At 65.4% G+C, this 25,983-nt stretch carries 24 protein-coding genes; 18 read left to right on the top strand and 6 right to left on the bottom strand.

The genetic code is table 11. The annotated features are described in order from the left end of the window. Window positions 1-30 precede the first annotated feature (30 nt). The 14 genes from WHX56_RS04700 (at window position 31) to WHX56_RS04765 (ending at window position 14,096) form a co-directional block, all read left to right on the top strand. Window positions 31-1,617 carry an ABC transporter substrate-binding protein gene (locus WHX56_RS04700; protein WP_129241787.1) on the top strand — a complete coding sequence of 529 codons (1,587 nt, stop codon included), beginning with the start codon at window positions 31-33 and terminating at the stop codon, window positions 1,615-1,617. Between the two features lie 22 nt (window positions 1,618-1,639). Continuing rightward, entirely contained in the window at window positions 1,640-2,614 is a 975-nt protein-coding gene (locus WHX56_RS04705; RefSeq protein WP_129241788.1) for an ABC transporter permease, read from the top strand. Next, entirely contained in the window at window positions 2,611-3,531 is a 921-nt protein-coding gene (locus tag WHX56_RS04710) for an ABC transporter permease (RefSeq protein WP_338880593.1), read from the top strand. The genes WHX56_RS04705 and WHX56_RS04710 overlap by 4 nt, the downstream gene beginning before the upstream one ends. A gap of 11 nt (window positions 3,532-3,542) precedes the next feature. Further along, a complete protein-coding gene (locus tag WHX56_RS04715) occupies window positions 3,543-4,553 on the top strand; it encodes an ABC transporter ATP-binding protein (protein ID WP_338880594.1) in 1,011 nt (336 codons plus the stop codon). Then, window positions 4,550-5,569 (top strand): oligopeptide/dipeptide ABC transporter ATP-binding protein, encoded by a 1,020-nt coding sequence (locus tag WHX56_RS04720; protein WP_338880595.1) that lies wholly within the window; start codon window positions 4,550-4,552, stop codon window positions 5,567-5,569. The genes WHX56_RS04715 and WHX56_RS04720 overlap by 4 nt, the downstream gene beginning before the upstream one ends. Before the next feature lie 50 nt (window positions 5,570-5,619). Beyond that, window positions 5,620-6,819 carry a M20 aminoacylase family protein gene (locus tag WHX56_RS04725; RefSeq protein WP_129241792.1) on the top strand — a complete coding sequence of 400 codons (1,200 nt, stop codon included), beginning with the start codon at window positions 5,620-5,622 and terminating at the stop codon, window positions 6,817-6,819. Between the two features lie 370 nt (window positions 6,820-7,189). Beyond that, window positions 7,190-7,585, top strand: a complete 396-nt coding sequence (locus WHX56_RS04730; RefSeq protein WP_129241793.1) for a RidA family protein — start codon at window positions 7,190-7,192, stop codon at window positions 7,583-7,585. A gap of 5 nt (window positions 7,586-7,590) precedes the next feature. After that, window positions 7,591-8,442, top strand: coding sequence for a fumarylacetoacetate hydrolase family protein (locus WHX56_RS04735; RefSeq protein WP_338880596.1), 852 nt, complete (start codon window positions 7,591-7,593; stop codon window positions 8,440-8,442). A gap of 45 nt (window positions 8,443-8,487) precedes the next feature. Then, window positions 8,488-9,444 carry a tripartite tricarboxylate transporter substrate binding protein gene (locus WHX56_RS04740; protein WP_338880597.1) on the top strand — a complete coding sequence of 319 codons (957 nt, stop codon included), beginning with the start codon at window positions 8,488-8,490 and terminating at the stop codon, window positions 9,442-9,444. 84 nt (window positions 9,445-9,528) lie between these two features. After that, entirely contained in the window at window positions 9,529-10,215 is a 687-nt protein-coding gene (locus tag WHX56_RS04745; protein ID WP_287753898.1) for a GntR family transcriptional regulator, read from the top strand. 146 nt (window positions 10,216-10,361) lie between these two features. After that, on the top strand, window positions 10,362-11,285 hold the full coding sequence (locus WHX56_RS04750; RefSeq protein ID WP_338880598.1) for a TauD/TfdA family dioxygenase: 924 nt from the start codon (window positions 10,362-10,364) through the stop codon (window positions 11,283-11,285). A 46-nt stretch (window positions 11,286-11,331) separates the two neighbouring features. Further along, window positions 11,332-12,375, top strand: a complete 1,044-nt coding sequence (locus tag WHX56_RS04755) for an ABC transporter substrate-binding protein (RefSeq protein ID WP_129241799.1) — start codon at window positions 11,332-11,334, stop codon at window positions 12,373-12,375. A 1-nt stretch (window position 12,376) separates the two neighbouring features. Further along, a complete protein-coding gene (locus WHX56_RS04760; RefSeq protein WP_338880599.1) occupies window positions 12,377-13,207 on the top strand; it encodes an ABC transporter ATP-binding protein in 831 nt (276 codons plus the stop codon). Window positions 13,208-13,217: 10 nt separating this feature from the next. Then, complete coding sequence (locus WHX56_RS04765) at window positions 13,218-14,096, top strand: ABC transporter permease (protein WP_129241801.1); 879 nt, start codon at window positions 13,218-13,220, stop codon at window positions 14,094-14,096. Between the two features lie 58 nt (window positions 14,097-14,154). Here the strand turns inward: WHX56_RS04765 and WHX56_RS04770 are convergent, their stop codons facing one another. From WHX56_RS04770 to rpmH, 5 genes are all read right to left on the bottom strand, one after another. Beyond that, on the bottom strand, window positions 14,155-15,600 hold the full coding sequence (locus tag WHX56_RS04770; protein ID WP_129241802.1) for a catalase: 1,446 nt from the start codon (window positions 15,598-15,600) through the stop codon (window positions 14,155-14,157). Window positions 15,601-15,853: 253 nt separating this feature from the next. Further along, entirely contained in the window at window positions 15,854-17,533 is a 1,680-nt protein-coding gene (gene yidC, locus WHX56_RS04775) for a membrane protein insertase YidC (protein WP_129241803.1), read from the bottom strand. A 48-nt stretch (window positions 17,534-17,581) separates the two neighbouring features. After that, window positions 17,582-17,875, bottom strand: coding sequence for a membrane protein insertion efficiency factor YidD (yidD, locus tag WHX56_RS04780; RefSeq protein WP_287753895.1), 294 nt, complete (start codon window positions 17,873-17,875; stop codon window positions 17,582-17,584). Beyond that, window positions 17,872-18,243 (bottom strand): ribonuclease P protein component, encoded by a 372-nt coding sequence (locus WHX56_RS04785; RefSeq protein ID WP_062681593.1) that lies wholly within the window; start codon window positions 18,241-18,243, stop codon window positions 17,872-17,874. The genes yidD and WHX56_RS04785 overlap by 4 nt, the downstream gene beginning before the upstream one ends. Before the next feature lie 49 nt (window positions 18,244-18,292). Then, window positions 18,293-18,427 (bottom strand): 50S ribosomal protein L34, encoded by a 135-nt coding sequence (rpmH, locus tag WHX56_RS04790; protein WP_006228069.1) that lies wholly within the window; start codon window positions 18,425-18,427, stop codon window positions 18,293-18,295. 395 nt (window positions 18,428-18,822) lie between these two features. Between rpmH and dnaA the strand changes: the two genes are divergently transcribed. The 3 genes from dnaA to gyrB all read left to right on the top strand — a co-directional run bounded on the left by dnaA (window position 18,823) and on the right by gyrB (window position 23,940). After that, window positions 18,823-20,283 (top strand): chromosomal replication initiator protein DnaA, encoded by a 1,461-nt coding sequence (dnaA, locus tag WHX56_RS04795; RefSeq protein ID WP_338880600.1) that lies wholly within the window; start codon window positions 18,823-18,825, stop codon window positions 20,281-20,283. Between the two features lie 2 nt (window positions 20,284-20,285). After that, a complete protein-coding gene (dnaN, locus tag WHX56_RS04800) occupies window positions 20,286-21,395 on the top strand; it encodes a DNA polymerase III subunit beta (RefSeq protein WP_165360198.1) in 1,110 nt (369 codons plus the stop codon). Between the two features lie 97 nt (window positions 21,396-21,492). Beyond that, window positions 21,493-23,940 carry a DNA topoisomerase (ATP-hydrolyzing) subunit B gene (gene gyrB / locus WHX56_RS04805; RefSeq protein ID WP_129241807.1) on the top strand — a complete coding sequence of 816 codons (2,448 nt, stop codon included), beginning with the start codon at window positions 21,493-21,495 and terminating at the stop codon, window positions 23,938-23,940. Between the two features lie 160 nt (window positions 23,941-24,100). Here the strand turns inward: gyrB and WHX56_RS04810 are convergent, their stop codons facing one another. After that, window positions 24,101-24,808, bottom strand: coding sequence for a hypothetical protein (locus tag WHX56_RS04810; RefSeq protein ID WP_287753891.1), 708 nt, complete (start codon window positions 24,806-24,808; stop codon window positions 24,101-24,103). 323 nt (window positions 24,809-25,131) lie between these two features. On the opposite strand from WHX56_RS04810, the gene WHX56_RS04815 reads away from it, so the two are divergent. Beyond that, on the top strand, window positions 25,132-25,983 hold the full coding sequence (locus tag WHX56_RS04815; RefSeq protein WP_422393639.1) for an ABC transporter substrate-binding protein: 852 nt from the start codon (window positions 25,132-25,134) through the stop codon (window positions 25,981-25,983).

Consider the following 25,983-nt stretch of genomic DNA (forward strand, 5'->3'; position numbering starts at 1 on the left):
CAAAACCCGAAACAACTCTGGGAGATCACAATGGCATCTCGGTTTTCGCGTGTCTTGGCCTGCGGTTCGGCCGCGGTGGTTCTGGCGTTTGGCACACTCAGTTCGGCCATGGCCCGCGATCTGGTGATCGCCCTGAAGACCGAACCGTCCTCCATGGATCCGCAGTACCACGCGCTCACGCCCAATACGCAGATCTCCCAGACCATCTTCGACACGCTGGTCGCGACCGACGCGCAGCTCAAGCCGCAGCCCGCGCTTGCCGAATCCTGGACCGTGGACGGCAAGGTATGGACCTTCAAGCTGCGCCCCGGCGTGAAGTTCTCCGACGGCACGCCGTTCACCGCTGAAGACGTCGTCTTTACCTATGCGCGCGTGCCCAAGGTGCCCAACAGCCCTTCGCCGTTCACGCTGTACCTGGGGTCGGTCGAGAAGACCGAAGCGGTGGATCCGCAGACCGTGCGCATCACCACCAAGGACGTGGCGCCGAACCTGCTGGTCAACCTGGCGCAGTTGCCCATCATGTCCAAGAAGGCCGCGTCGGGGCCCGCGGCGGAAGGCAAGACGACCACGGAACTCAATAGCGGCGACGGCCTGATCGGCACCGGCCCGTACAAGTTCGTGTCGTGGAAGCGGGGCGCGGAATTCGTGCTGGCGCGCAACGACAACTACTGGGGCAAGAAGCCCGAATGGGACCGCGTGGTCTACCGTCCGATCAGCAATGCCGCCGCGCGCGTGGCGGCGCTGCTGGCCGGCGACGTCGACATGATCGAGGATCCCCCGACCGACGACCTGCCCAAGCTGAAGGGCGACAAGAAGCTCTTCGTCGAGGAAACGCCGTCGGTGCGTGTGGTGTACGTGGCGCTGGACCAGTTCGCGGAGCCCTCGCCCGGCGTGCAGGGCACCGACAAGAACCCCATGAAGGACAAGCGCGTGCGCGAGGCGCTGTCGCTGGCCATCAACCGCGAGGCGCTGGTGGAACGCGTGATGGGCGGCGTGGCGCTGCCGGCGGGCAATCTGCTGCCCTACCCGATGTTCGGTTCCAGCAAAGAGCATTCGAAGGCGCCCAAGGCCGACGTCGAAAAGGCCAAGGCCCTGCTGAAGGAAGCGGGCTATCCCAACGGCTTTTCGATCACGCTGGGTTCGCCTTCGGGGCGCTACGTCAACGATTCGAAGGTGGCGCAGGCGATCGCCTCGATGTGGACCCGCGTCGGCGTGAAGACCAGCGTGGACGCGATGGCGCCCCCGGTGTTCTTCAAGAACCGCGACAGCTATGCGTTCTCGGCGTATCTGGCGGGCTGGTCGGTGACCAGCGGAGAAATGTCCAACGCGCTGACCTCGCTGCTGGTGACGCGCAATCCGGAGGCGGGCCTGGGCACCACCAACCGCAGCCGCTACTCGAACCCCAAGATGGATGCCCTGGTCAAGGAAGCGTCGTCCACCATGGATGACGCCAAGCGCGCGCAGTTGCTGTCCCAGGCCAGCAATATCGCCATGGACGACTACGCCATGCTGCCGATCCATTTCGAGCTGTCGGTGTGGGCCATGAAGAACGATATCCGCTATCAGGGCCGGCCCGACCAGGTCACGCTTGCGCAGTTCGCGACCCTGAAGAAGTAATGCGCGATTCGGGCGGTTCCTCGTGCTAGCCACGATCGTAAGAAGGCTGCTGCAGACCATCGTCGTCATGCTCGTCATGTCGGCGCTGGTCTTCGCCGGCATCTACATGGTGGGCGACCCGGTGTCGATGCTGGCGAGCCCCGAAGCCACCGAGGCGCAGCGCGCCGCGGTGCGCGCGTCGCTGGGCCTGGATCTGCCGCTGTGGCGGCAGTATCTGATCTTCATGGGGCAGGCGGTGCGCGGCGATTTCGGCAACAGCTTCCTGACCGGCGAACCCGCCATGCGCCTGATCCTGGAACGCATGCCGGCCACCGTGGAACTGGCCTGTGTGGCCATGCTGCTGTCGGTGCTGATCGGCGTGCCCCTGGGCATCCGCGCCGGCCTGAAACCCAATGCGCCCGCGTCGCGCGCGATCATGACGGGGTCGGTGCTGGGGTTCTCGCTGCCCAATTTCTGGGTCGGCCTAATGCTCATCATGGTGTTCGCGGTGATGCTGGGCTGGGTGCCGGCGGGGGGGCGCGGACGGACCGTCAGCATCGGGTCCCTGCAATTGAGCGTGCTGACGCTCAACGGCTGGCTGAGCCTGGCGCTGCCGGCGGCCACCATTGCGCTCGCCAAGTGCGCGATGATCATCCGCGTGACGCGGGCGGCCACGCGCGAGGCCCTGCCCATGGACTACATCAAGTTCGCGCGCGCCAAGGGCCTGTCGGAAAGGCGCGTGCTGGGGGTGCATCTGCTGAAGAACATCCTGATTCCGGTGGTGACGGTGGCGGGCCTGGAATTCGGCCAGGTGATGGCGTTCGCCGTGGTGACCGAGACCGTGTTTTCCTGGCCGGGCATGGGCAAGCTGCTGATCGATTCCATCATCAACCTGGATCGGCCGGTGGTGGTGGCCTATCTGCTCCTGATCGTGTTCTTCCTGGTCATGCTGAACCTCGTGGTGGACATCATCTATACGGTGCTGGACCCCCGCGTACGCCTGGATAGCCGCCGATGAATACGCCCGCCTCCGCCGCCGCCCCGCCAGCACAGGCCAAGGAACAGACGCCGTGGCGCCGCTTCCTGTCGGACTTCTTCGCCAGCAAGCTCGCCACCCTGGGCCTGGTCATGCTGGTCGTGATCGTGGGCGCCGCCCTGCTGGCGCCCTGGATCGCGCCGCAGAATCCCTATGACCTGGCCGTGCTGGACATCATGGACTCCAAGCTCAAGCCCGGCAGCGAAAGCGGCGATGGGGCCATGCATTATTGGCTGGGCACCGACGGCCAGGCGCGGGACCTGCTGTCGGCCATTCTCTACGGCATGCGCACCAGCCTGCTGGTGGCGACCGTGTCGGTGCTGGCGGCCTTCGGAATCGGCGCCACCGTGGGCCTGATCGCGGCCTATTTCGGCGGGCGCATCGACGCCCTGCTGATGCGGATTGTGGATATCCAGTTGTCGTTCCCGGCGATCCTCGTCGCGCTGATGCTGCTGGCGATCCTGGGCAAGGGTGTGGATAAGGTGATCATCGCGCTGATCGTCGTGCAGTGGGCGTATTTCGCGCGGGCGGCGCGCGGCGCGGCGCTGGTCGAACGCGGCAAGGAATACGTCGAGGCCGCGCGATGTATGTCGCTGTCCTGGGGGCGCGTGCTGTTCCGCCACGTGCTGCCGAACTGTATGCCGCCGCTGATCGTGATCGCCACCATCGACCTGGCGCACGCCATCGCGCTGGAGGCGACGCTGTCGTTCCTGGGGGTGGGAGTGCCGGTGACCGAGCCTTCGCTGGGTATGCTGATCTACAACGGCTTCGAATACCTGCTGTCCGGCCAGTACTGGATTTCCTTCTTTCCCGGCATCGCGCTGGCGCTGGCCATCATCGCCATCAACCTGGTGGGCGACCACCTGCGCGACGTGCTCAACCCGCGCCACGCGAATTGAGGGGCGGCGAGATGCAGACACAGGCTGTGGAAAAACCGTCGGCAACGCCCAGGCCCATCCTGGACGTGCGCGGGCTGAAGACCCATTTCTTCACGCGCAACGGCGTGGTGAAGGCGGTGGACGGCGTGGACCTGCAACTGGCCGAAGGCGAGATCCTGGGGCTGGTGGGCGAATCGGGGTCGGGCAAGAGCATCACGGGTTTTTCGCTGATGGGGTTGCTGGACGAGCCGGGCCGCATCGTCGAGGGCCAGTTGCTGTTGAACGGGGAAGACCTGCGCGGCGCGGCGCCCGCGCGCTGGCGCCAGTTGCGGGGCCAAGAGATCGCGATGATCTTCCAGGACCCGATGATGACCCTGAACCCGGTGCTGCGCGTGGACACGCAGATGATCGAAGCGGTCCAGGCGCACGGCAAGGCGACGCGCGAACAGGCGCGCCAGCGCGCGTTGCAGACGCTTGCGATGGTGGGCATTCCGTCGCCGGAGGAACGCCTGCGCACCTATCCGCACCAGTTGTCGGGCGGCATGCGGCAGCGCGTGGCGATCGCGATCGCCCTGTTGAATTCACCGCGCCTGATCATTGCGGATGAGCCGACGACGGCGCTGGACGTGACGATACAGGGGCAGATCCTGTTCGAAGTGCAGAAGCTGTGCCGCGAGACCGGCACCGGGCTGATCTGGATCACGCACGACCTGGCGGTGGTGGCGGGCCTGGCGGACCGTGTGTCGGTCATGTATGCCGGCCGCGTCGTGGAAACCGGAAGCACCGAAGCCGTGATCAGCCATCCCATGCATCCCTACACGCATGGCCTGATCGCCTCCATTCCCACGCCGGAATCGCGCGGCAGGCCTTTGGTGCCGATCCCCGGCATGACGCCGTCGCTGCTGAACCTGCCGCAAGGCTGTGCGTTCCGGGGGCGCTGCCCGCGCGCGACCGAGGCCTGTCTGGCCGAGCCGCAGCCCGTCGAAGTCCGCCCGGCGCAATGGGTGCGCTGCTGGCATGCAGGAGGCCCGGACACGAAATGAGCGCAGTGGAACATGACGCCCTCCCTCCCATCCTGTCCTTGCGCCAGGTCGAGTTGCGCTTCGTGCAGCCGGTGGACCTGGCCGGCCGCATCGCCAACCTGCTGGGCGCCGGCCTGAAGACGCAGGTGGTGCATGCCGTGGCCGGCGTGGACCTGGACGTGATGCCAGGCGAAGTGATCGGCATCGTGGGCGAATCGGGCTGTGGAAAATCCACCCTGGGCCGCATCGTGTCGGGCATCCTGCCGCCGACCGCCGGCGAGGTGCGCTACCGCGGCAAGCCGGTGAAGGAAATGGCGGGCCCGGAACGGCGAACCTATGAACTGGGCGTGCAGATGATCTTTCAGGACCCTTATGCCTCCTTGAATCCACGCATGCGGGTGCGGGAGATCATCGGCGAGGCGCCCGTGGCCCATGGCCTGGTCCGGGCGCGGGACAAGGCCGAGTACGTGGCGGGGCTGATGCGCCAGGTAGGCCTGGATCCGAGTTTTTCACAGCGTTATCCCCATCAGTTCTCGGGTGGCCAGAGGCAGCGCATCGGCATTGCGCGGGCCCTGGCGCTCAAGCCTACGGTCATCGTTTGCGACGAGGCCGTCGCCGCGCTGGACGTATCGATCCAGGCCCAGGTGCTCAATCTGTTCGAACAATTGCGCGCGGACCTGGACCTGACCTATCTTTTCATCAGCCACAATCTCAGCGTGGTCAGCCACATTTCGGACCGTGTGGCTATCATGTACCTGGGACGCGTGGTGGAGCTGGCGCCCACCGATACCGTTTTTCGGCATGCCAACCATCCGTACACGCAGGCCTTGCTGAAAGAACTGCCGACCCTGCGGCCCGGGCGGCGCACCTATCAGCCGATCAAGGGCGAGTTGCCGTCGCCGCTGGATCCGCCGACAGGTTGCGCGTTCCATCCGCGTTGTCCACAGGCCATGCCGCGCTGCAAAGTGGAACGGCCGTTGCTGAAGGAAGTCGCGCCGGGGCAACTCAGCGCCTGCCATTTGAACGACGCGGCCTAGGACCGGGCCGGCAAGCCGCCAATTTCCATACTTACCGTTTATCCACAGCCATGAAAACCATCGACGAAATCGAACGCGCGCATCCGGACCTGACCGCGCTGCGCCGCGACATCCATGCCCATCCCGAACTGGCGTTCCAGGAAACACGCACCTCCACGCTGGTGGCCGAGCGCTTGCGCGGCTGGGGACTGGAAGTCCACACCGGGCTGGGGAAAACCGGCGTGGTGGGCATTCTGCGCGCCGGCAGCGGCAAGAAGACGATCGGCCTGCGCGCCGACATGGATGCCCTGCCCATGCCGGAGCACAACCGCTTCGCGCACAAATCCACCATCAGCGGGCGCATGCACGGCTGCGGCCATGACGGGCACACGGCCATGCTGCTGGGCGCGGCGCAGTACCTGTCCACGCACCGGGATTTCGACGGCACGGTCGTGTTCATTTTCCAGCCGGCCGAGGAAGGCGGCAACGCCGGCGCGCGCGCCATGATGCAGGACGGCCTGTTCGACCGCTTTCCGTGCGACGCGGTGTTCGGCATCCATAACATGCCCGGCATGCCGGTCAACCAGTTCGGATTCCGCGCGGGGCCGACCATGGCCTCCAGCAACCGCTGGGACATCGTCATCAAGGGCGTGGGCGGCCACGCGGCGCAGCCGCACGCGTCGGTGGATCCGATCATCGTGGCCGCCGATATGGTGCATGCCCTGCAGACGGTGATTTCGCGCAGCAAGAATCCGCTGGACCAGGCCGTGCTGTCGATCACGCAGATCCACGCGGGCGACGCCTACAACGTCATTCCCGGCGAAGCCGTGCTGCGCGGCACAGTGCGCACCTATTCGGTGGAGGCGCTGGACAAGATCGAGGCCGACATGCGGCGCATCGCCACCACCTTGCCGCAGGTGTACGGTGGCACGGGCGAATTGGACTTCGTGCGGGCCTATCCGCCGCTGGTGAACTGGGAGCAGGAAACGGCCTTCGCGGCCCAGGTCGCGGAAGACGCCTTCGGCGCCGAGCACGTGCTGCGCGACATGCCGCCTTTCATGGGCGCCGAGGACTTTTCCTTCTTCCTGGAAGCCGTTCCCGGCTCCTACCTGTTCCTGGGCAATGGCGACGGCGGCCATCGCCTGGAGAGCTATCACGGCATGGGACCGTGCCAGTTGCACAACCCGAACTACGACTTCAACGATGAGCTGCTGCCGGTTGGCGCGACGTACTGGGTGAAACTGGCGCAGGCGTTCCTGGCGAAGCCCTGATACACGCAAGTCATTGATTTCAAAGGCGCAGACCTTCCGGGGGCTGCGCCTTTTCTTTTGCCGGGGCCAAGTTGTGCACCGGCTATCCACCGCCTGTCCACTGGCTATCCACCGGGATATCCCCTGGCTGTCCACCGGCTTTCCCCTGGCTTGTCACCAGGCTTATCCCTAGGGTTGTCCACAGCGTCGGGCAAGCCATCGCCAAGGAAAATTTCCCCTTTCCAAGGGTAAACGCGCATGCCCGCAGGCCGGTGGCAGCCTTGACTCGGCCCCGCTTCCGGCCCTAGCATTGATATAACTGTGAAATATCACTGTTATTTTAATGAGCCGTTTCTAAACCCGCTCTCAACCCTTTCGCTAGGAAGATTCCATGGTCCAGAAGATCCGCATCACCAGTCCCCACGTCGCCGAAGCCGAGCCGGGCCTGTGGTCCAACTGCCTGCGAGTGAAGGATTCGGTCTATCTGTCGGGATTGACCGCCCGCGCCAATGACGGCACCACCATCCAGGGCGCCAGCGCCTACGAGCAGGCGCAGGTCATCTTCGCGAAGATGAAGCACCTGCTGGAGGCGGCGGGCGGCCATATCGACGACATGGTCACGCTCACGATCTTCCTGACCGACATGGCGGACAACCAGCAGGTCTGGAAGGCGCGCCGCGAATTCTTCAGCGGCGATTTCCCGGCTTGCGCGCTGGTCCAGGTGGCCGCCCTGGCCAAACCCGAGATCCTGGTGGAAATCCAGGGACAAGCGCGTCTCGCGGACTGAGCATCATGAAGATCGTTCGCTATATGGCGGATGCCGGCCCGGAGCTGGGCTGGCTCGAGGGCCAGACCGTCACGCCATTCCCGGGCGTCGCCGACGTGCAGGCGCTGATCGCCGGCGGCGGGCAGGCGCAAGGGCCGGGCGTGGCGCTGGATTCGCTGCGGCTGCTGGCGCCCATCGTGCCCCAGCGCAATGTGTTCTGCGTCGGCTGGAACTATCTCAAGCACTACGACGAAAGCAAAGGCAAGCGCGAAGGGCAGGAAATCGATCTTCCGGCCCGGCCCACCTTCTTCAGCAAGCTGCCCACCACCGTGGCTGGTCCGCGCGACAACGTGCCCCTGCATGAAGCCTATACGGCCAAGCTCGACTGGGAAGTCGAACTGGCCGTGGTGATCGGCAAGGCGGGACGCGATATCGCCGAGGCGGACGCGCTAGGCCATGTCTTCGGCTACACCGTCGCCAACGACCTCAGCGCGCGCGACCTGCAGCGCGCGCACGGCGCGCAGTGGTTCAAGGGCAAGAGCCTGGATGCCACCTGCCCGATGGGCCCCGTGCTGGTGACGGCCGATGAAATCGGCGACCCGCAGAATCTCGCGCTGGCCTGCCGCGTCAACGGCAGCGTGATGCAATCCGGGCACACCCGCCACCAGATCTTCAGCGTGGCGCGCGTGATCGCGGAGCTGTCCGAGGGGCTGACGCTCCTGCCTGGGGACGTCATCCTGACCGGCACGCCGGAGGGGATCGGCGCCGCCCGCCAGCCGCCCGTATTCCTGCGCGACGGCGACGTGGTGGAGTGCGAGGTGGAAGGCATCGGCGCATTGCGCAATGTCGTGCGCGCGGGGCTGCGCTACGCGGAATAATCCGTCGGCCGCGCGGCATTCAAAACCAATCAAGGGGTATAGACCATGAAGAAAACCATAGTGGGCGCAAGCCTGGCGCTGGCCAGCCTGGGCGCGGCGGCCGAGACCTTCCCGTCGCAGCCGATGACCCTGATCGTGCCGTACACCGCGGGCGGGTCGTCGGATGCGCTGGCGCGCGCGCTGGGCAAGGCGATCGCCAAGAACACGGGCGCCAGCATCGTCGTCGAAAACCGCCCCGGCGGCAGCACCGTGATCGGCGCGCAGGCGCTGCTCGGCAAGCCGGCCGACGGCTACACCGTCATGCTCACGGCCGCCAGTTTCGTCATCAATCCCTACCTGCTGAACCAGTTGCCGTACGACAGCGTGAAGGACTTCCAGCCCGTGGCGCAACTGGCGACCAATCCGCACGTGCTGGTGGTCGGTCCCAAGGTGCCGGCGGGCGACCTCAAGGCCTTCCTGGCGTGGGCCAAGGAGCAAGGCGACAAGGCAACGTTTTCGTCCTTCGGCAATGGGTCGTCGGGCCACCTGGGCTTCGAGATGCTGAAAAAGCAGGCCGGCCTGGCCATGATGCACGTGCCGTACAAGGGATCGGCGCCGGCCACCATGGCCGTGCTCAGCGGCGAAGTGGACGCGACGCTGGGCGACGTGGGCGTGGTCGCGCCGCATATCCAGGCGGGCAAGCTGCGCGCCCTGGCCGTGGCCGGGAACGCGCGCACCCCCGCGCTGCCCGACGTGCCGACCTTCGCCGAAGCGGGCCTGCCGGGTTTCGAGTCGCAGACCTGGATGGGCCTGCTGACCCGCGCGGGCGTGCCGGCCGAGCGCGTGCAGCGCCTGAACCAGATGTACTCGGAAGCGCTGCAGGACGCCGACGTGCGGCAGATCCTGGCCCAGCAGGGCATGGTCGCGGCGGCGTCCTCGCCGGAAGCGTTCAGCGCGTTCATGAAGGCCGAATCCGCGAAATACGGACAGGCCGTCAAGGACGGGAACGTGCGCATCGACTGAGAACGCGCTGGCCCGCCCGCACCGGTCGCTATAATCGCAGCGGTCTGCGCCGGTAGCGGCGCGTGGTCAGGTAACCTTCACCGCATGCCCAGAACCTCTCCCCCCAAGCGACAGCAGGAAGACGCCGCGGCGGCCCCCGCGCCGGCGGCCTCGCTCGGCGAGCAGGCCTACATCGCGATCAAGCGCATGATCCTCACGCAGGAACTGCGCGCGGGGGACCAGATCAACGTCGCCCAATTGAGCGAACAGTTGTCGCTGGGCCGCAGCCCCATCCATCTGGCCATCCACCGGCTGGACCGCGAGGGGCTGGTGGACATCCTGCCGCGCAAGGGCATCCTGGTCAAAGCCGAGACCATCGACAGCTTTCTCGAATTGATCGCCGCGCGCCTGCTGGTCGAACCGCATCTGACGGGCCTGGCGGTGGACAACGCGACGCCCGCTTTGCTCGAACGGCTGCGCGCCGTCGTGGCCGCCGGCTGGGAGTGCAACCAGCGCCAGGACCGCCTGGGCAGCATGGAGATCGACCGCCAGTTCCATCAACTGCTGTACGCGGCCGCCGGCAACGACATCCTGGCGGAGTTCGCCGGAAGCCTGCTGGACCGCTCCATGCGGCTGTGGTTCCGCCCGCCCGCGGGCAAGGCGGACAAGCCCAACGTGGCCGAGCTGGAAGACCTGTACAACATGGTCGAACGCGGCGACAAGAAGGCCGCGGTGCGCAGGATGGAGCAGCACATCGGCTCCGTGCGCGGCAAGTTCCTGTCGCGCGAATAAGCATATAACCCGCAGTGCGCCGGCCCCCTTATGACGCACGGGCTTGAACAAACGCCGAATAATTCGTTTGTCCGGGGGTAGCGGGTTCTCATAATGGATCGTTCCAGCGCCGGCCTGGCCGGCGGAACACGCGCAAGGAGCGATCCATGTCCCAGAGCAATGCGCTGCGCCGGTCCGAGGCGCATGCGGCACCGCGGTACGCCCCCGTCCCCGCGCCCCAGGATTTCTCGATCCGCCCCCTGGCGGGCGCGATGGGCGCCGAGGTCGTCGGCATCGATCTGTCGCGCGAACTCGACGCGGCCGATTTCGCCCGGGTGCACCAAGCCCACCTGGATCATCACCTGCTGGTGTTCCGCGACCAGCGCATCACGCCGCAGCAGCACATCGATTTCAGCCGCCGCTTCGGCCGCCTGATGATCCACGTGCTGCACCAGTTCCATCTGCCCGGGCACCCCGAGATCCTCATCGTCTCCAACATCGTGGAGGACGGCAAGCCCGTCGGACTGGGCGACGCCGGCAAATACTGGCATTCGGACATCTCCTACAAGGAATTGCCCAGCCTGGGCTCGCTCCTGCATGCGCAGGAACTGCCGGCGCAAGGCGGCGACACGCTCTTCGCCAACATGCACCTGGCGTACGACACGCTGCCGGCCGCGCTGCGCGATGCCGTCGAAGGCAAGCGCGCCGTGCATTCCTATCTGGCCAAGTACGGGCAGTTGCAGAAGGAAGGGGCCTGGCGCCCCAACCTGAGCGTGCAGCAGGTAGCGCAGGTGCAGGAGGTCGTGCACCCCGTGGTGCGCACGCATCCCGAATCCGGCCGCCGCGCGCTGTTCGTCAGCGAGGGCTTCACGACACGCATCGAAGGCCTGCCCGAGGACGAGAGCCGCCAGATACTCGACGAACTGTTCGCCCACAGCATCCGGCCCGAGCACCTCTACCGCCACCAGTGGCAAGCCCACGATCTGGTCTTCTGGGACAACCGTTCGCTCATCCACCTGGCGGCCGGCACGCCGGACCACCTGCGCCGCAAGCTGTACCGCACCACCATCGAAGGCGATACGCCTTTCTGAATACGCCAGCCGTCTCCCGCGCAACCACTTATCCACAAGGAACGCCATGCGTTTTTCCTCCGCCCTACGGGACCGCCTGGTCCGGATCGCCACCGCCTCGGGCCTGGCGCTGACGCTTGCCATACTGGCGCTGGCCTCGCCGACGCCCGCGATGGCCGAAGGCCGGATCCGCATCGCGGAACAGTACGGCATCGTGTACCTGCTGCTGAACGTCGCCCGCGACCAGCAACTGATCGAGAAGCACGGCAAGGCCGATGGCCTGGACATCACGGTCGAATGGGCCAAGCTGTCCGGCGGCTCGGCCGTGAACGACGCGCTGCTGTCGGGGGCTGTGGATATCGCGGGGGCGGGCGTGGGGCCGCTGTTGACGATCTGGGACCGCACGCGCGGCAAGCAGAACGTGAAGGGCGTCGCGTCGCTGGGCAACTTCCCCTATTACCTGGTCAGCAACAATCCGAACGTGAAGACGATTGCCGACTTCACGGACAAGGACCGGATCGCGGTGCCGGCGGTGGGCGTGTCGGTGCAATCGCGCGTGCTGCAACTGGCCTCGGCGAAATTGTGGGGCGACGCGCAGTTCAATAAGCTGGACAAGATTTCCGTCGCCTTGCCGCATCCCGACGCCGCCGCCGCCATCATCGCGGGAGGCACCGAAATCACGGGGCACTTCGGCAACCCGCCTTTCCAGGAACAGGAACTGGCCGAAAATCCCAAGGCGCGCATCGTGCTCAATTCCTATGACGTGCTGGGCGGACCCAGTTCGTCGACGGTATTGTTCGCCACCGAAAAATTCCGCAAGGACAATCCCAAGACCTACAAGGCCTTCCAGGAAGCGCTGAAGGAAGCGGCCGCCTTCGCCGCCGCCAATCCGGAAAAGGCCGCGGACACGTATTTGCGCGTCACCGGCGCCAAGCAGGACCGGGACTTCCTGATCAAAGTGATCAAGAACCCCGACGTGCAATTCAAGCTGGAACCGCAGAACACGTTCGCGCTGGCCGAATTCATGCACAAGGTGGGAGCGATCAAGAACGCGCCGGCCAGTTGGCGCGACTACTTCTTCGAAGATCCGATCACCGCGCAAGGTAGCTGATATGGGCCTGACCGCCGCGAGCCCTGTGGATAACCCCGAAAAGGCCACGCCTTTGCTGGCTGTGGATAAGGTGTCGATCGAATACAAGACGCGCGAGCGGCGGGTTCGCGCCACGCATCAAGTGAGTTTCGATGTGCACGGCGCGGAGCGGTTCATCCTGCTGGGGCCCTCGGGCTGCGGAAAATCCACCCTGCTCAAGGCGGTTGCGGGCTTTATCGATCCGACCGAAGGACGTATCGCCATAGACGGGCGGCCCGTGCGCGGCCCGGGGCCCGACCGCATCGTGGTGTTCCAGGAATTCGACCAGTTGCCGCCCTGGAAGACGCTGCGCCAGAACGTGGCGTTTCCGCTGCTGGCGTCGCGCAAGCTGGGCCGCCGCGAAGCGGACGAACGCGCCATGCACTACCTGGACAAGGTGGGCCTGTCCGCATTCGCCGACGCCTATCCGCACACGCTGTCCGGCGGCATGAAGCAGCGCGTGGCCATCGCGCGCGCCCTGGCCATGCAGCCGCGCGTGCTGCTGATGGACGAACCCTTCGCCGCGCTGGATGCGCTGACGCGCCGGCGCATGCAGGAAGAGCTGCTGGCGCTGTGGGAAGACGTGCGCTTCACGCTGCTGTTCGTCACGCATTCGATCGAAGAGGCATTGGTGCTGGGCAGCCGCGTGTTGTTGCTGTCGCCGCACCCGGGCCGCGTGCGCGCCGAATTGAACGCCCATGCCTTCGGGCTGCACAGCCAGGGCTCCGCGGCTTTCCAGTCGGCGGCCAGGCGCATCCACGACCTGCTGTTCGAAACGGCGCCGGCGGCGCCGGCCGAGCGCGCAGCGGCCTGAAGGTAAACGCATGAGCAATACCCATGCCGGAGCGATCCCGGTGCGTCCCGAGGTGGAATACGAACTGCCTCCCTTGCCCGCGCAGGCGGCCGAAGCGCCCCTGCCCTGGCACGAGCGCCTGTGGCAGCACGCCAGCCTGCGCAAACTGTTGATCCTGGCGCTGCTGGCCGGCATCTGGGAGCTGGCGGCGCGCTATACCGACAACGACCTGCTGCTGCCCGGCGCATCGCAGACGGCGGCGGCCTTCGTGCAGGGCATCGCCAGCGGCGAACTGCTGGCGCGCGCGGGGCAGTCCCTGCGTGTGCTGGTGCAGGGTTACGCGGCCGGCGTGGCGCTGGCCTTCGTGCTGACGACGCTGGCCGTGTCGACGCGGTTCGGGCGCGACCTGCTGTCGACGCTGACCGCGATGTTCAACCCGCTGCCCGCCATCGCGCTGCTGCCGCTGGCGCTGCTGTGGTTCGGCCTGGGCGAAGGCAGCCTGGTGTTCGTGCTGATCCATTCCGTGCTGTGGGCGCTGGCGCTGAACATGTACGCGGGCTTCCTGGGCGTGTCGGAGACCTTGCGCATGGCGGGGCGCAACTACGGGCTGACGGGCTTGCGCTACGTCCTGCAGATCCTGGTGCCGGCGGCGCTACCGGCCATCCTGGCCGGGCTGCGGATAGGCTGGGCGTTCGCGTGGCGCACGCTGATCGCGGCGGAACTGGTGTTCGGCGCCTCCAGCGGCAAGGGCGGGCTGGGCTGGTACATTTTCCAGAACCGCAACGAGTTGTACACAGACCGCGTGTTCGCGGGGCTGGCCGCGGTGGTGATCATCGGCCTGCTTGTGGAAAACCTGGGGTTCGACACCTTGGAGCGTTTCACGGTCCGGCGCTGGGGCATGCAGCGCTGATGCCCCGATAAAAAAGGCGGCCCTGTCCGGGCCGCCCTGCGCTTGGCGCCTTGCGGGATTACAGCTTCAGTCCCAGCGCCTTGGCCACGCCCGCCGCATAGGCCGGATCGGCCTTCCGGAAATGTTCCAGTTGGCGGCGCTGGATTTCCTCGGGCACGCCCGCCATGTGGCGGCCGATGTTGCCGAACAGCAGTTCCTGCTGGGCGGGCGTCATCAGGCGGAACAAGGCGCCCGGCTGCGAATAGTAGTCATCGTCCACGCGATGGTTCCAGCGATCGGCGGCCTGACCGTCCAGCGCCAGCGGCGGCTCGGCCGCGGACGGGGTTTCCTTCCATTCGCCGAAACTATTGGGCTCGTAGTTCAGGGTGGCGCCGGCATTGCCGTCGACGCGCCCGGCGCCGTCGCGGTGGTAGCTGTGGAACGGGCAGCGCGGCGTGTTCACGGGGATCTGGTGGTGGTTGATGCCCAGGCGGTAGCGATGCGTGTCGCCATAGGAGAACAGGCGGCCCTGCAGCATCTTGTCCGGCGAGAAGCCGATGCCGGGGACCACGTTGGCCGGCGTGAACGCGGCCTGCTCCACTTCCGCGAAATAGTTTTCGGGGTTCTTGTTCAGCTCCAGCACGCCGACCTCGATCAGGGGGTAGTCGCCGTGCGGCCAGACCTTGGTCAGATCGAAGGGGTTGATGTGGTAGGTCGCGGCTTCGGCCTCGGGCATGATCTGCACCTTCAGCGTCCACTTCGGGAAGTTGCCCTGTTCGATGTTGTTGAACAGGTCGCGCTGCGAGCTTTCACGGTCGTGCGCGACGACTTGCGCCGCTTCCTCGTCGGTCAGACAGGCGATGCCCTGCTGCGACTTGAAGTGGAATTTCACGTAGAAGCGTTCGCCGTCCTTGTTGATGAAGCTGAACGTGTGCGAGCCGAAGCCGTGCTGCTGGCGCAGGTTGGCGGGGATGCCGCGGTCGCTCATCAGGGTGGTGACCTGGTGCAGCGACTCGGGGTTGAGCGACCAGAAATCCCAGGCGGCGGTGGCGCTGCGCAGGTTGGACTTGGGCTCGCGTTTCTGCGTGTGGATAAAGTCCGGGAACTTCAGCGGGTCGCGGATGAAGAAGACGGGCGTGTTGTTGCCCACCAGGTCCCAGTTGCCCTCGTCGGTATAGAACTTGATGGCGAAGCCGCGCACGTCGCGTTCGGTGTCCGCCGCGCCGCGTTCGCCGGCCACGGTGGAGAAGCGCAGGAACAGCGGGGTCTGCTTGCCGATCTGGGAGAAGATGCTGGCGCGGGTGTAGCGCGAGATGTCGTGCGTGACAGTGAAGGTGCCGTATGCGCCGGAACCCTTGGCGTGCACGACGCGTTCGGGAATGCGTTCGCGGTCGAAATGCGCGAGCTTTTCAAGCAGCCAGAAATCCTGCAACAGCGCCGGGCCGCGGGGGCCTGCGGTCATCGTGTTGTTGTTGTCCGCTACCGGCGCGCCCGAGGCGGTGGTCAGATGTTTCTTGTCGGTCATAGCACACTCCCTATGTCATTCCTGGAATGCGGGGCCGTTGCGGGCCCGCGCCGTGTCTGGGATCTCCCTGGCATTGCCGGCCGGGGATATCTCCGACACATCATAGGGGTCTTGGTTTGCAATGTGAAGTTGATTGGAACATCATGCTTGATTAAGAATAACTATCGCCAAAACAAGGGATGCGCGCGCCTGGCGCCGGGCGCGCACAAAAAAAAACCGGCCCATAAGGGCCGGTTCTTTGCCAGGGCACGCTTTAACGGTTCGCCGCGGCTTCCGTCTTGCGCTGCAAGGCGCGCGTGATGGACCACTGCTGCGCGATCGACAGGGTGTTGTTGACGCACCAGTACAGCACCAGGCCGGCCGGGAAGAAGAACATCATCCCGCCGAACACCAGCGGCATGATCATCATGACCTTGGCCTGGACGGGGTCCGGGGGCGTCGGGTTCAGTTTGATCTGCAGGAACATGGTGGCCATCATGATGGCGGGCAGAATGAAGAACGGGTCGCGGATCGAGAGGTCGTGCACCCACAGGATCCACGGCGCGCCGCGCATTTCCACGCTGGCCAGCAGCACCCAGTACAGCGAGATGAACACCGGGATCTGCACCACCATCGGCAGGCAGCCGCCCAGCGGGTTGATCTTCTCGGTGCGGTACATCTCCATCATGGCCGCATTGAGCTTCTGCTTGTCGTCGCCGTACTTTTCCTTCAGGGCCTGAAGGCGCGGAGCCACCTGCTTCATGCGGGCCATGGAGCGGTAGCTGGCGGCGGCCAGGGGGTAGAACACGGCCTTGATCAGCACGGTCAGCGCGACGATGGTCCAGCCCCAGTTGCCCAGCAGGGAATGCAGCCAGGTCATCAGCTTGAACAGCGGCTTGGCGATGATGGTCAGCCAGCCGTAGTCGACCACCAGTTCCAGGCCGGGGGCGAGCGCCGCCATGGCCTTCTGGTCCTGCGGGCCGACCCACAGGTGCGAATCGACGCGCGCGGCGGCGCCCGGCGCGACGTCGCCGACGGCTTCGATGCTGCGGGCGGCGTACAGATTCTTCTGCACTTCCAGCAGTTCGTTGTTGCGCGGCTTGCCCTGCGGGGGCACCCAGGCGGTGGCGAAATAGTGCTGGACCACGGCGATCCAGCCGTTGTCCGCCTGCTTGATGTAGTTGGCCTTCTTCTTTTCGATATCGCCGAAGGTGATCTTCTGGAACTTGTCCTGTTCCGAGTAGACGGCGAAGCCGGTGAAGGTGTGATAGAAGCTGGACGTGTCGGCGGGGTCGTTGCCGTCGCGCTCGAGCTGCAGATACAGCGCGGGCGTCACGGGGGCGGAGCCGACGTTGGCCAGGTCGTGGCGCACGTCGATGTCGTAGCGGCCGCGATGCAGCGTGAACGTCTTGGTGACCTTCATGCCGCCCGATTCGCTTTCGAACGCGACGGCCAGGCTGTCGCCGGTCATCTGGCGGTCGGAGGAGACGAAGCGGAAAGGCGTCTGGTGCGTGGGGAAGCTCTGGCCGTTGGGCGCGCCGACGACGCCGGTCTGCACCACGTAGTTCAGGCCGGCAGAGCGGTCCAGCAGCACCGTGGGCTTGTCCGGCTGGCCGGTGGCCGGGTACTTCAGCAGTTCGGCGCGCACCAACTGGGCGCCCATCGTGTCGAACGTCAGGCGCAGCACGTCGGTCGTGATGACGATCTCTTCCGAGCGCGCGGCAGCCGGCGCGGCGGCGCCGGGCACGGCGGACGGAGCCGCCGCCGCGGGAACGGGGGAACTGGGCACCGAGGGCGTCGCGTTGTTCGCGGCAGCCTGCGGTTCACTCGTGCTGGCCGCGGGCGTGGGGCCCCCGAACAGCGACGGCTTGCCGTTATGGATTTGCCAGTTGTTCCATAGGAGCAACAGCGAGAAGGAAAAAATCATCCAGAGGACGGTTCGTCGGATATCCATGGTGCCTACTGAAGTGAATACGGGCCAGCAAAGCCCGCCAGTTTAGCGTCAATCGTGCTCGGTGCGGTGGCTGTGGGAACAGCAGGGGGTGCCATTGGTTCCCTTGGCCGGCGGAACCGGATCCAACCCGCCGGGCGACCACGGGTGGCAGCGGCCGATGCGACGGACCGCCAGCCAGAAGCCGCGCCAGGCGCCGTGGCGCTCGATCGCTTCGATCGCGTACGCCGAGCAGGTGGGGGTAAAGCGGCACTGCCTGCCGATCCAGGGACTCAGGAAGAACCTGTAGAACCGGATCGGGGCAATGAGTAAAACAGCCCCGAGCGAGCGGGTCCGGCCGGTCATCGCGCGATACGCCCAAAGTGAGCGTCCACTTCGGCCCTGACGCCGCGTTTGAGCGCGGTGAGCGTGGCGGGCGCGACCTTGCTATGCAGACGCACGACGTAATCCTTTGCCGGAAGGTCCAGGCGCCGGTGGCGGAACGCTTCGCGGATGACCCGCTTGATGGCGTTGCGCGTGCTGGCATGGGCGGCGAACCGCTTGGCGATCACCAGGCCCAGGCGGGCACAGGCATCCTGGCCGGGGGGCAGATCATTGGGAGCGGCGCTCACAATGAAGAACGCCCCTCGGGCAAGACGCCGGCCTTTGAGGGCGGCGGCAAACTCGGAGGGGCGATGCAGCCGCGCCTCCGGGGGAAGCGTGGCGCGCGGCATGGACTGCGGGTCGGGCGTCAGGTCTCCGGGAAAACCGGAAGACAAGGACTTAGACGGCCAGACGCTTGCGGCCCTTGGCGCGACGTGCGCTCAGGATGGCGCGGCCAGCGCGGGTTTTCATGCGCACGCGAAAGCCATGGGTGCGCTTGCGGCGGGTAACGGAAGGTTGGTAGGTACGTTTCATGGACGATCCACAAAAAGAACAAGAGTCAGAAGGGACCTGCCCGGAGGGTTCCTGGTCGCGCATTCAGGTAGCGGGTATCTGGCGGGCATTTTTGCAACATAGGCAAAAAACAACTCGCAGACGGGGCTCTGACCGGGAAAAACCCAGGCGACCTTTATAGAAGCTAGAACCGAGCACTTGCCATGGCGATACAGGTGAAAACACCCTTATCAGGCGAGCGCGGCCAAGCTCTCTGTGAAACCTTCTGACAGACAGAATTCGGAAAAGCCCACCATTTCAGCAAGTTTTCCCTGTCTTGTCAAACAGTTAAGCCTGCGCCCCCCGGACACTTATGCCCTACCCTGTGGATAACCCCAGCCCAGGCAAGGTAGAATCGAGGTTTGAATAAGAGCGACATGAAAGAATTCTGGCAGACCTGCGTCAGTCGTCTTGAGCAGGAACTCCCCCCCCAACAAATCAGCGCGTGGATACGACCGCTGGTCCCGCTTGCGTATGACGAGACGCAGGCGGTGCTGCGCGTTGCCGCGCCCAACCGCTTCAAGCTGGACTGGGTGCGCAAGAACTTTTCCCACCAGATCGAAGCGTTGGCCGCGGAGTGGTTCGAGCGTCCGGTGCAGGTCCTGTTCGAGTTGCCTTCCCATGGCGCCGCGCCGCGCATGCCGGTCGCGCCCGTGCGGGCCGCGCAAGCGCAGACCCATCCGTCCGGCGCGTCCCACTTAGGCGGCGCTCCGCCCACGAGCGCGCCGGCCGCGGCACCCGCCGCGGCGCCGGCGCCCGCCACGACGGCGGCTGCGCAGGCCGTGAACGCGGATGCCGCCAACATCGTGTACGAGCGCTCGCGCCTGAACACCGACCTGACCTTCGAGAACTTCGTGACCGGCAAGGCGAACCAGCTCGCGCGCGCCGCCGCGCTGCAGGTCGCCGAGAATCCGGGCACGTCCTACAACCCGCTGTTCCTGTATGGCGGCGTGGGCCTGGGCAAGACCCACCTGATCCATGCCATCGGCAATGCGATGGTGGCGGCGGGCACCGGCGTGCGCGTGCGCTACGTGCATGCCGACCAGTACGTGTCCGACGTGGTGAAGGCCTACCAGCGCAAGGCGTTCGACGATTTCAAGCGCTACTACCATTCGCTGGACCTGCTGCTGATCGACGACATCCAGTTCTTCTCCGGCAAGAACCGCACGCAGGAAGAATTCTTCTACGCGTTCGAAGCGATGGTCGCGCAGCGCAAGCAGATCATCATCACCAGCGATACATATCCGAAGGAACTGTCCGGCATCGACAGCCGGCTGATTTCGCGCTTCGATTCCGGCCTGACGGTGGCCATCGAGCCCCCGGAACTCGAAATGCGCGTGGCGATCCTGCTGCGCAAGGCGGAATCCGAAGGCGTGCCCATGCCCGAGGAAGTGGCGTTCTTCATCGCCAAGCATCTGCGCAGCAACGTGCGCGAACTGGAAGGCGCGCTGCGCAAGGTCCTGGCCTATGCGCGCTTCCACGGCCGCGACGTGCTGACGGTGGATGTCTGCAAGGAAGCCCTGAAGGATCTCCTGTCCGTTTCCAACGGGCAGATCACCGTCGAGAACATCCAGAAGACGGTGGCGGATTTCTACAAGATCAAGGTGGCCGACATGTATTCGAAACGCCGGCCCGCGAATATCGCCTTGCCGCGCCAGGTTGCGATGTACCTGGCGAAGGAGCTGACCCAGAAAAGCCTGCCGGAAATCGGCGATCTGTTCGGTGGCCGTGATCACACCACCGTGCTGCATGCCGTACGCAAGATTTCCGATGCCCGCGCCAAGCAAGCGGAACTCAACCATACCCTGCACGTGTTGGAACAAACTCTAAAAGGATGAACATGCAACTCGTACAAACCACACGCGATGCATTGCTGAAACCGCTGTCGACCGTGGCGGGCATCGTCGAAAGACGCCATACCCTGCCCATCCTGGCGAACATCCTCATGCGCAAGGAAGGCAACAAGGTCGCCTTCATTGCGACCGACCTGGAAGTACAGATCACCACGCATGCCGACTTCGGCGTGGGCCAGGACAACGAGTCCACCACCGTCGCGGCGCGCAAGCTGCTGGACATCCTGAAGGCGCTGCCGGACACGGGCGACGTGCGCCTGGCGCTGGCCAGCAACAAGCTGTCGGTGCAGTCGGCCAAGAGCCGCTTCGCGCTGCAGACGCTGGCCGCCAGCGAATTCCCCACCGTGGCTCAGCCCGAGCAGTGGGACGTATCGCTGACCATGCCGCAGCGCACGCTGCGCCACCTGTTCAACATGGTGCACTTCGCCATGGCGCAACAGGATATCCGCTACTACCTGAACGGCATGCTGCTGGTGTTCGAGCCGGGCCGCGTGCGCGCGGTCGCCACCGACGGCCACCGCCTGGCCCATTGCTCCACCGAAGCCGACGGCATCAGCGAACGCCACGAAGTGATCGTGCCGCGCAAGACCGTGCTGGAAATGCAGCGCCTGCTGGAAGACTCCGACGAGCCCGTCTCCATCGACGTGGCGCCGGGCCAGATCCGTTTCCGTTTCGGCGACGTCGAGCTGGTGTCCAAGCTGGTCGAAGGCAAGTTCCCCGATTTCACGCGCGTGATCCCGACGAACTACACGCGCCATTTCCTGGTCGGCCGCGAAGCGCTCCAGGGCAGCCTGCAGCGCGCCGCCATCCTGACCACCGACAAGTTCAAGGGCGTGCGCCTGCAACTGGCGCAGAACCAGATGAAGATCTCGTCGTCCAACGCCGAGCAGGAAGAGGCGCAGGAAGAGATCGACATCGACTACGGCCATGAAGCGCTGGACGTCGGCTTCAACGTGGGCTACCTGCTCGACGTGCTGGCCAACGTGAAGGTCGACAACATCCAGTGGTCGGTCATGCCCGACGCCAACGCGTCGGCGCTCATCACCTTGCCCGAAGACGACCAGTTCAAGTACGTCGTCATGCCCATGCGGATTTGATCCGCGCGCCTATCGTGGGTTTGTGCCGCTTGCGGGCCTGAGGGCTCGCGGGCGGTCCGGCCGCCAGGCCGTTCTTTAAAGCGTTATCGATACAGACATGTCAGATCAGCAGAACACCACTCCCGAGAACAGCGGCTACGGCGCTGACTCGATCAAGATGCTCAAGGGGCTGGAGGCCGTGCGCAAGCGCCCCGGCATGTACATCGGCGACACGTCCGACGGTACCGGCTTGCACCACATGGTGTTCGAAGTCGTCGACAACGCCATCGACGAAGCCCTGGCCGGCTATTGCGACGACATCGTCGTCACGATCCACACCGACAACTCCATTTCCGTCACCGACAACGGCCGCGGGATCCCCACCGACATCCACAAGGACGACGAATTCCACCGCAGCGCGGCGGAAATCGTCATGACCGAACTGCATGCCGGCGGCAAGTTCGACCAGAACTCCTACAAGGTGTCCGGCGGTCTGCACGGCGTGGGCGTGTCTTGCGTGAACGCGCTGTCCGAATGGCTGCGGCTGACCATCCGCCGCAACGGCCAGGTGCATCAGATGGAGTTCCGCCAGGGCGAGCGCGTCGCGCCCCTGGCGGTGACGGGCACGACCGACAAGCGCGGCACCGAAGTGCGCTTCCTGGCCGACCCGCTCATCTTCAACAACATCGAATACCACTACGAGATCCTCTCGAAGCGCCTGCGCGAGCTGTCGTTCCTGAACAATGGCGTGAAGATCCGCCTGATCGACCAGCGCCAGGGCAAGGAAGAGAACTTCGCGTTCTCGGGCGGCGTGAAGGGCTTCGTCGAATACATCAACCGCAGCAAGACCGTGCTGCACCCGAACGTGTTCTCGGTCAGCACCGAGTCCGCCGCCGGCGGCGTGTCGGTCGGCGTCGAAGTGGCGATGCAGTGGAACGACAGCTACAGCGAAAGCGTGCTGTGCTTCACCAACAACATCCCGCAGCGCGACGGCGGCTCGCACCTGACCGGCCTGCGCGCGGCCATGACCCGCATCCTGAACAAGTACATCGCCGACAACGAACTGGCCAAGAAGGCCAAGGTCGAGACCTCCGGCGACGACATGCGCGAAGGCCTGGCCTGCGTGCTGTCGGTGAAGGTGCCCGAACCCAAGTTCAGCAGCCAGACCAAGGACAAGCTGGTCTCCAGCGAAGTGCGCCCGGCCGTGGAAGAAGCCGTGGCCCGCACGCTGGAAACCTGGCTGCTGGAACACCCGAACGACGCCAAGGCGCTGTGCGCCAAGATCGTCGAGGCCGCCCGCGCGCGCGAAGCCGCGCGCAAGGCGCGCGAAATGACGCGCAGGAAGAGCGTGCTGGAAGGCGCCGGCCTGCCCGGCAAGCTGGCCGACTGCCAGGAAAAGGACCCCGCGCTGTGCGAGCTGTACATCGTCGAGGGCGACTCCGCGGGCGGCTCGGCCAAGCAGGGCCGTGACCGCAAGTTCCAGGCCATCCTGCCGCTGCGCGGCAAGGTGCTGAACGTCGAAAAGGCGCGCTTCGACCGCCTGATCGCCAGCGAACAGATCGCCACGCTGATCACGGCGCTGGGCACCAGCATCGGCCCGGACTTCAACGTGGACAAGCTGCGCTACCACCGCCTCATCATCATGACCGACGCGGACGTGGACGGCGCGCACATCCGCACCCTGCTGCTGACGCTGCTGTACCGCCAGATGCCCGAGTTGGTGCAGCGCGGCTACGTCTACATCGCCCAGCCGCCGCTGTACAAGGTCAAGGTCGGCCGTGAAGAGCGCTACCTGAAGGACGACCAGGAAGAAGCGCAGTTCATGCTGTCGCTGGCGCTGAAGGACGCCGAGATCATTTCGGGCGGCAACATCATCCGCAGCGAAGAGCTGAACGAACTGGCCCGCCAGTACGTCGCCGCCGACGGCGTGATCGCCCGCCTGTCGCGCGTGTTCGACACGGCCGCGCTGTCGGCCATGGCCGAAGGCGTGGAAATCAACCTGGAGACGGCCGAGTCCACCGCCGATTCCGCCCGCCGCCTGGCCGAGGCCATGCGCGACCCGGTGAGCGGCAACGGCGTGGACGTCGTTGCGCAGTTCGACGAAGCGACCGAGCGCCACCGCCTGTCGGTGCAGCGCATGCACCACGGCAACGTGCGCGTGAGCCTCATCGACGCGGACTTCGTGAACGGCTCGGACTATGCCATCCTGTCCAAGGCCGCGAAGAGTTTCTCCGGCAAGGTGGGCCCGCGCTCGCTGGTCGCCCGCGGCGAAGGCGAAAAGCGCAAGGAGCAGACCGTGTCCGACTTCCGCGAAGCCATGCAGTGGCTGCGCGGCGAAGCCGAGCGCGGCATCTCCAAGCAGCGCTACAAGGGCCTGGGCGAAATGAACCCGGACCAGTTGTGGGAAACCACGATGGATCCGAAGGTGCGCCGTCTGCTGCGCGTGCAGATCGAGGACGCCATCGCGGCCGACGAAGTCTTCACCACGCTGATGGGCGACGATGTGGAGCCGCGCCGCAACTTCATCGAGACGCACGCGCTGTCGGCGGGGAATATCGACGCGTAGGCATGCAGGATCCCATGTAGGATCCCGCACGCGCCTGGATTCCTCTCGGGACATCCGGACTTCGTAATAGGGGCTGCTTTGGCAGCCCCTATTTCTTTTATCCGCGCCGGCGAGCGCCCTGCGCCGTCGAGAATCCGGGCGGGCCACGGCATTCGCAGCGCTACTTGGGAACGGCGGTCATGTCGGTCGGATTCGACGGATTGGCCCATTTATAGCCAGGGGCCGGGACCCAGGAATCGGGTGTGGCGCCCGCGAGGAGCACAGGGTTGTTGCGGTGTTTCATCCCTGGCGTCCACACTACCGGGCCGAGGTTCGGCGGATCCTTCCATTGATACCCGGGTAGCGGAATCCACCGATTTTCGGATTGCGCGGCAACGACATGCTCATAGTCGGGGTGCTTCGTTCCCGGCGACCAGGTCACGGGGCCGAAGCGGTCCGGGTTCTCCCATTGATACCCGGCCGCGGGACGCCATTTTCCTCGTTCGCTGCCCGCCACCACGTGCGCCAGTCGCGGATGCGGCGCGCCCGGCTTCCATTCCGTTTCCTTGCAGGATGGATCGTTCGGTTCGAGCATGCATGCGAAGACCTGAAGCATCGCGTTCGCGCTGGCGGCCTCGTCCTCATCGTTCTGGCTCTGGGTCAGCAGCCTTTCGGGAGCGACCCAATCGACGGCGCCGTTCGGGAAAAGCACTTTGATCTTCCGCGTCGCCGCGTCGATGGCGACCACCGTGACGAGCACGTTGTCGTCAAGGTCCCGATGCACGTAGTACGAGTCGCCCACGTCTATCCGTGCCAGGGGAACCGCCTGGGCGGCATTCCCCGATCCCAACAACAGGCCGGCGGCGACAACAGCGCAAATGGGTCGCATGATCCTCTCCCGTTAGAGAAGCTGTATTCCAAGACAGCCAATGCAACCGCTGGTGACGAGGTAGTGCGGAAAAACTGTAGGCGAAAAGTCCCGCGGCGTCTCTCCAGCCTTTGGATGGCGCGTCGCGGGCCAGATACCATCCGCGGGCCGCGATGATCTTTGCCGTCGCCATGGAAACCGCTAGGGAAAACACCCATATCCGCTGCCTCCCCATTGCCGCAGAATCGCAAAAATTGTTCAACAATCCTGGCCCGGAAAATGCCTTCCGGCATGGGGCAGACCCAGTCTTGCCGCGGGTTCCAGGGCGTTCAATAGGGGAAATCATGTCCACTACGATTCTGGCGGCATCGCGTCGCGGCATCGCGCGAGCCCTGGCCGCATTCATGTTGTGCGCAGCATCTCCGCTGGCTTTCGCAGCCGCCACCATCAAGGCGGACAGCCTTACCGTGGGCTCGGATCTCACCTATCCGCCCTATGCCTACATGGACGCGGGCAAGCCCGCCGGCTTCGACGCGGATTTCTCCCGGCTACTCGCTTCCAAGCTGTCGCTGAAGCCGGTGTTCGTCGACACGCGTTTTCCCGACTTGATACTGGGCATGCGGGCGCATCGTTTCGATGCCGTGGCGTCCGCCCTGTACGTCACGCCGGAGCGCACCAAGCTGATCGATTTCATTCCGTACCTGAAGACTGGCGCGTCGCTGGTGGTGCTGGCCGCCAGCCAGTACGCGCCCGCCGGGCCGGAGGCGCTCTGCGGCAAGCGGGTGGCGTCGATCAAGGGCGCGTCGTGGACGCCGAAGCTGCAGAAGGTCTCGCGCGAGACCTGCCAGCCCAGGGGACAGGGCGAAATCAAGGTGCTGGAGTTTCCGACTTCTCCCGAGGCGATGATGGCGCTGCGGTCGCAGGCCGCCGACGCGATGATCGAGGACGCCGCGGTGGTGCACGGCATGCTGGCGCAGTCCAAGGACAGCCTCAAACTGACCTCCACCACCTTGCTCTACCCGATCGTGATCGGGCTGGGCATCAACAAAGAGTCGAAGGAGCTTCAGGGCGCGTTGGCCGGCGCGCTGCAGCGCGCTCGCGAGAGCGGCGAGTACCAGGCGCTATTGGCTCGCTACGGGCTGGAGGAGCCGTCCGCGGCGGAAATTCAGGCCGCCCTGATGGCCCCGGGCCGGTAA

It is taken from the genome of Achromobacter veterisilvae (genome assembly GCF_037619525.1).
GTDB classification, from domain to species: domain Bacteria; phylum Pseudomonadota; class Gammaproteobacteria; order Burkholderiales; family Burkholderiaceae_B; genus Achromobacter; species Achromobacter veterisilvae.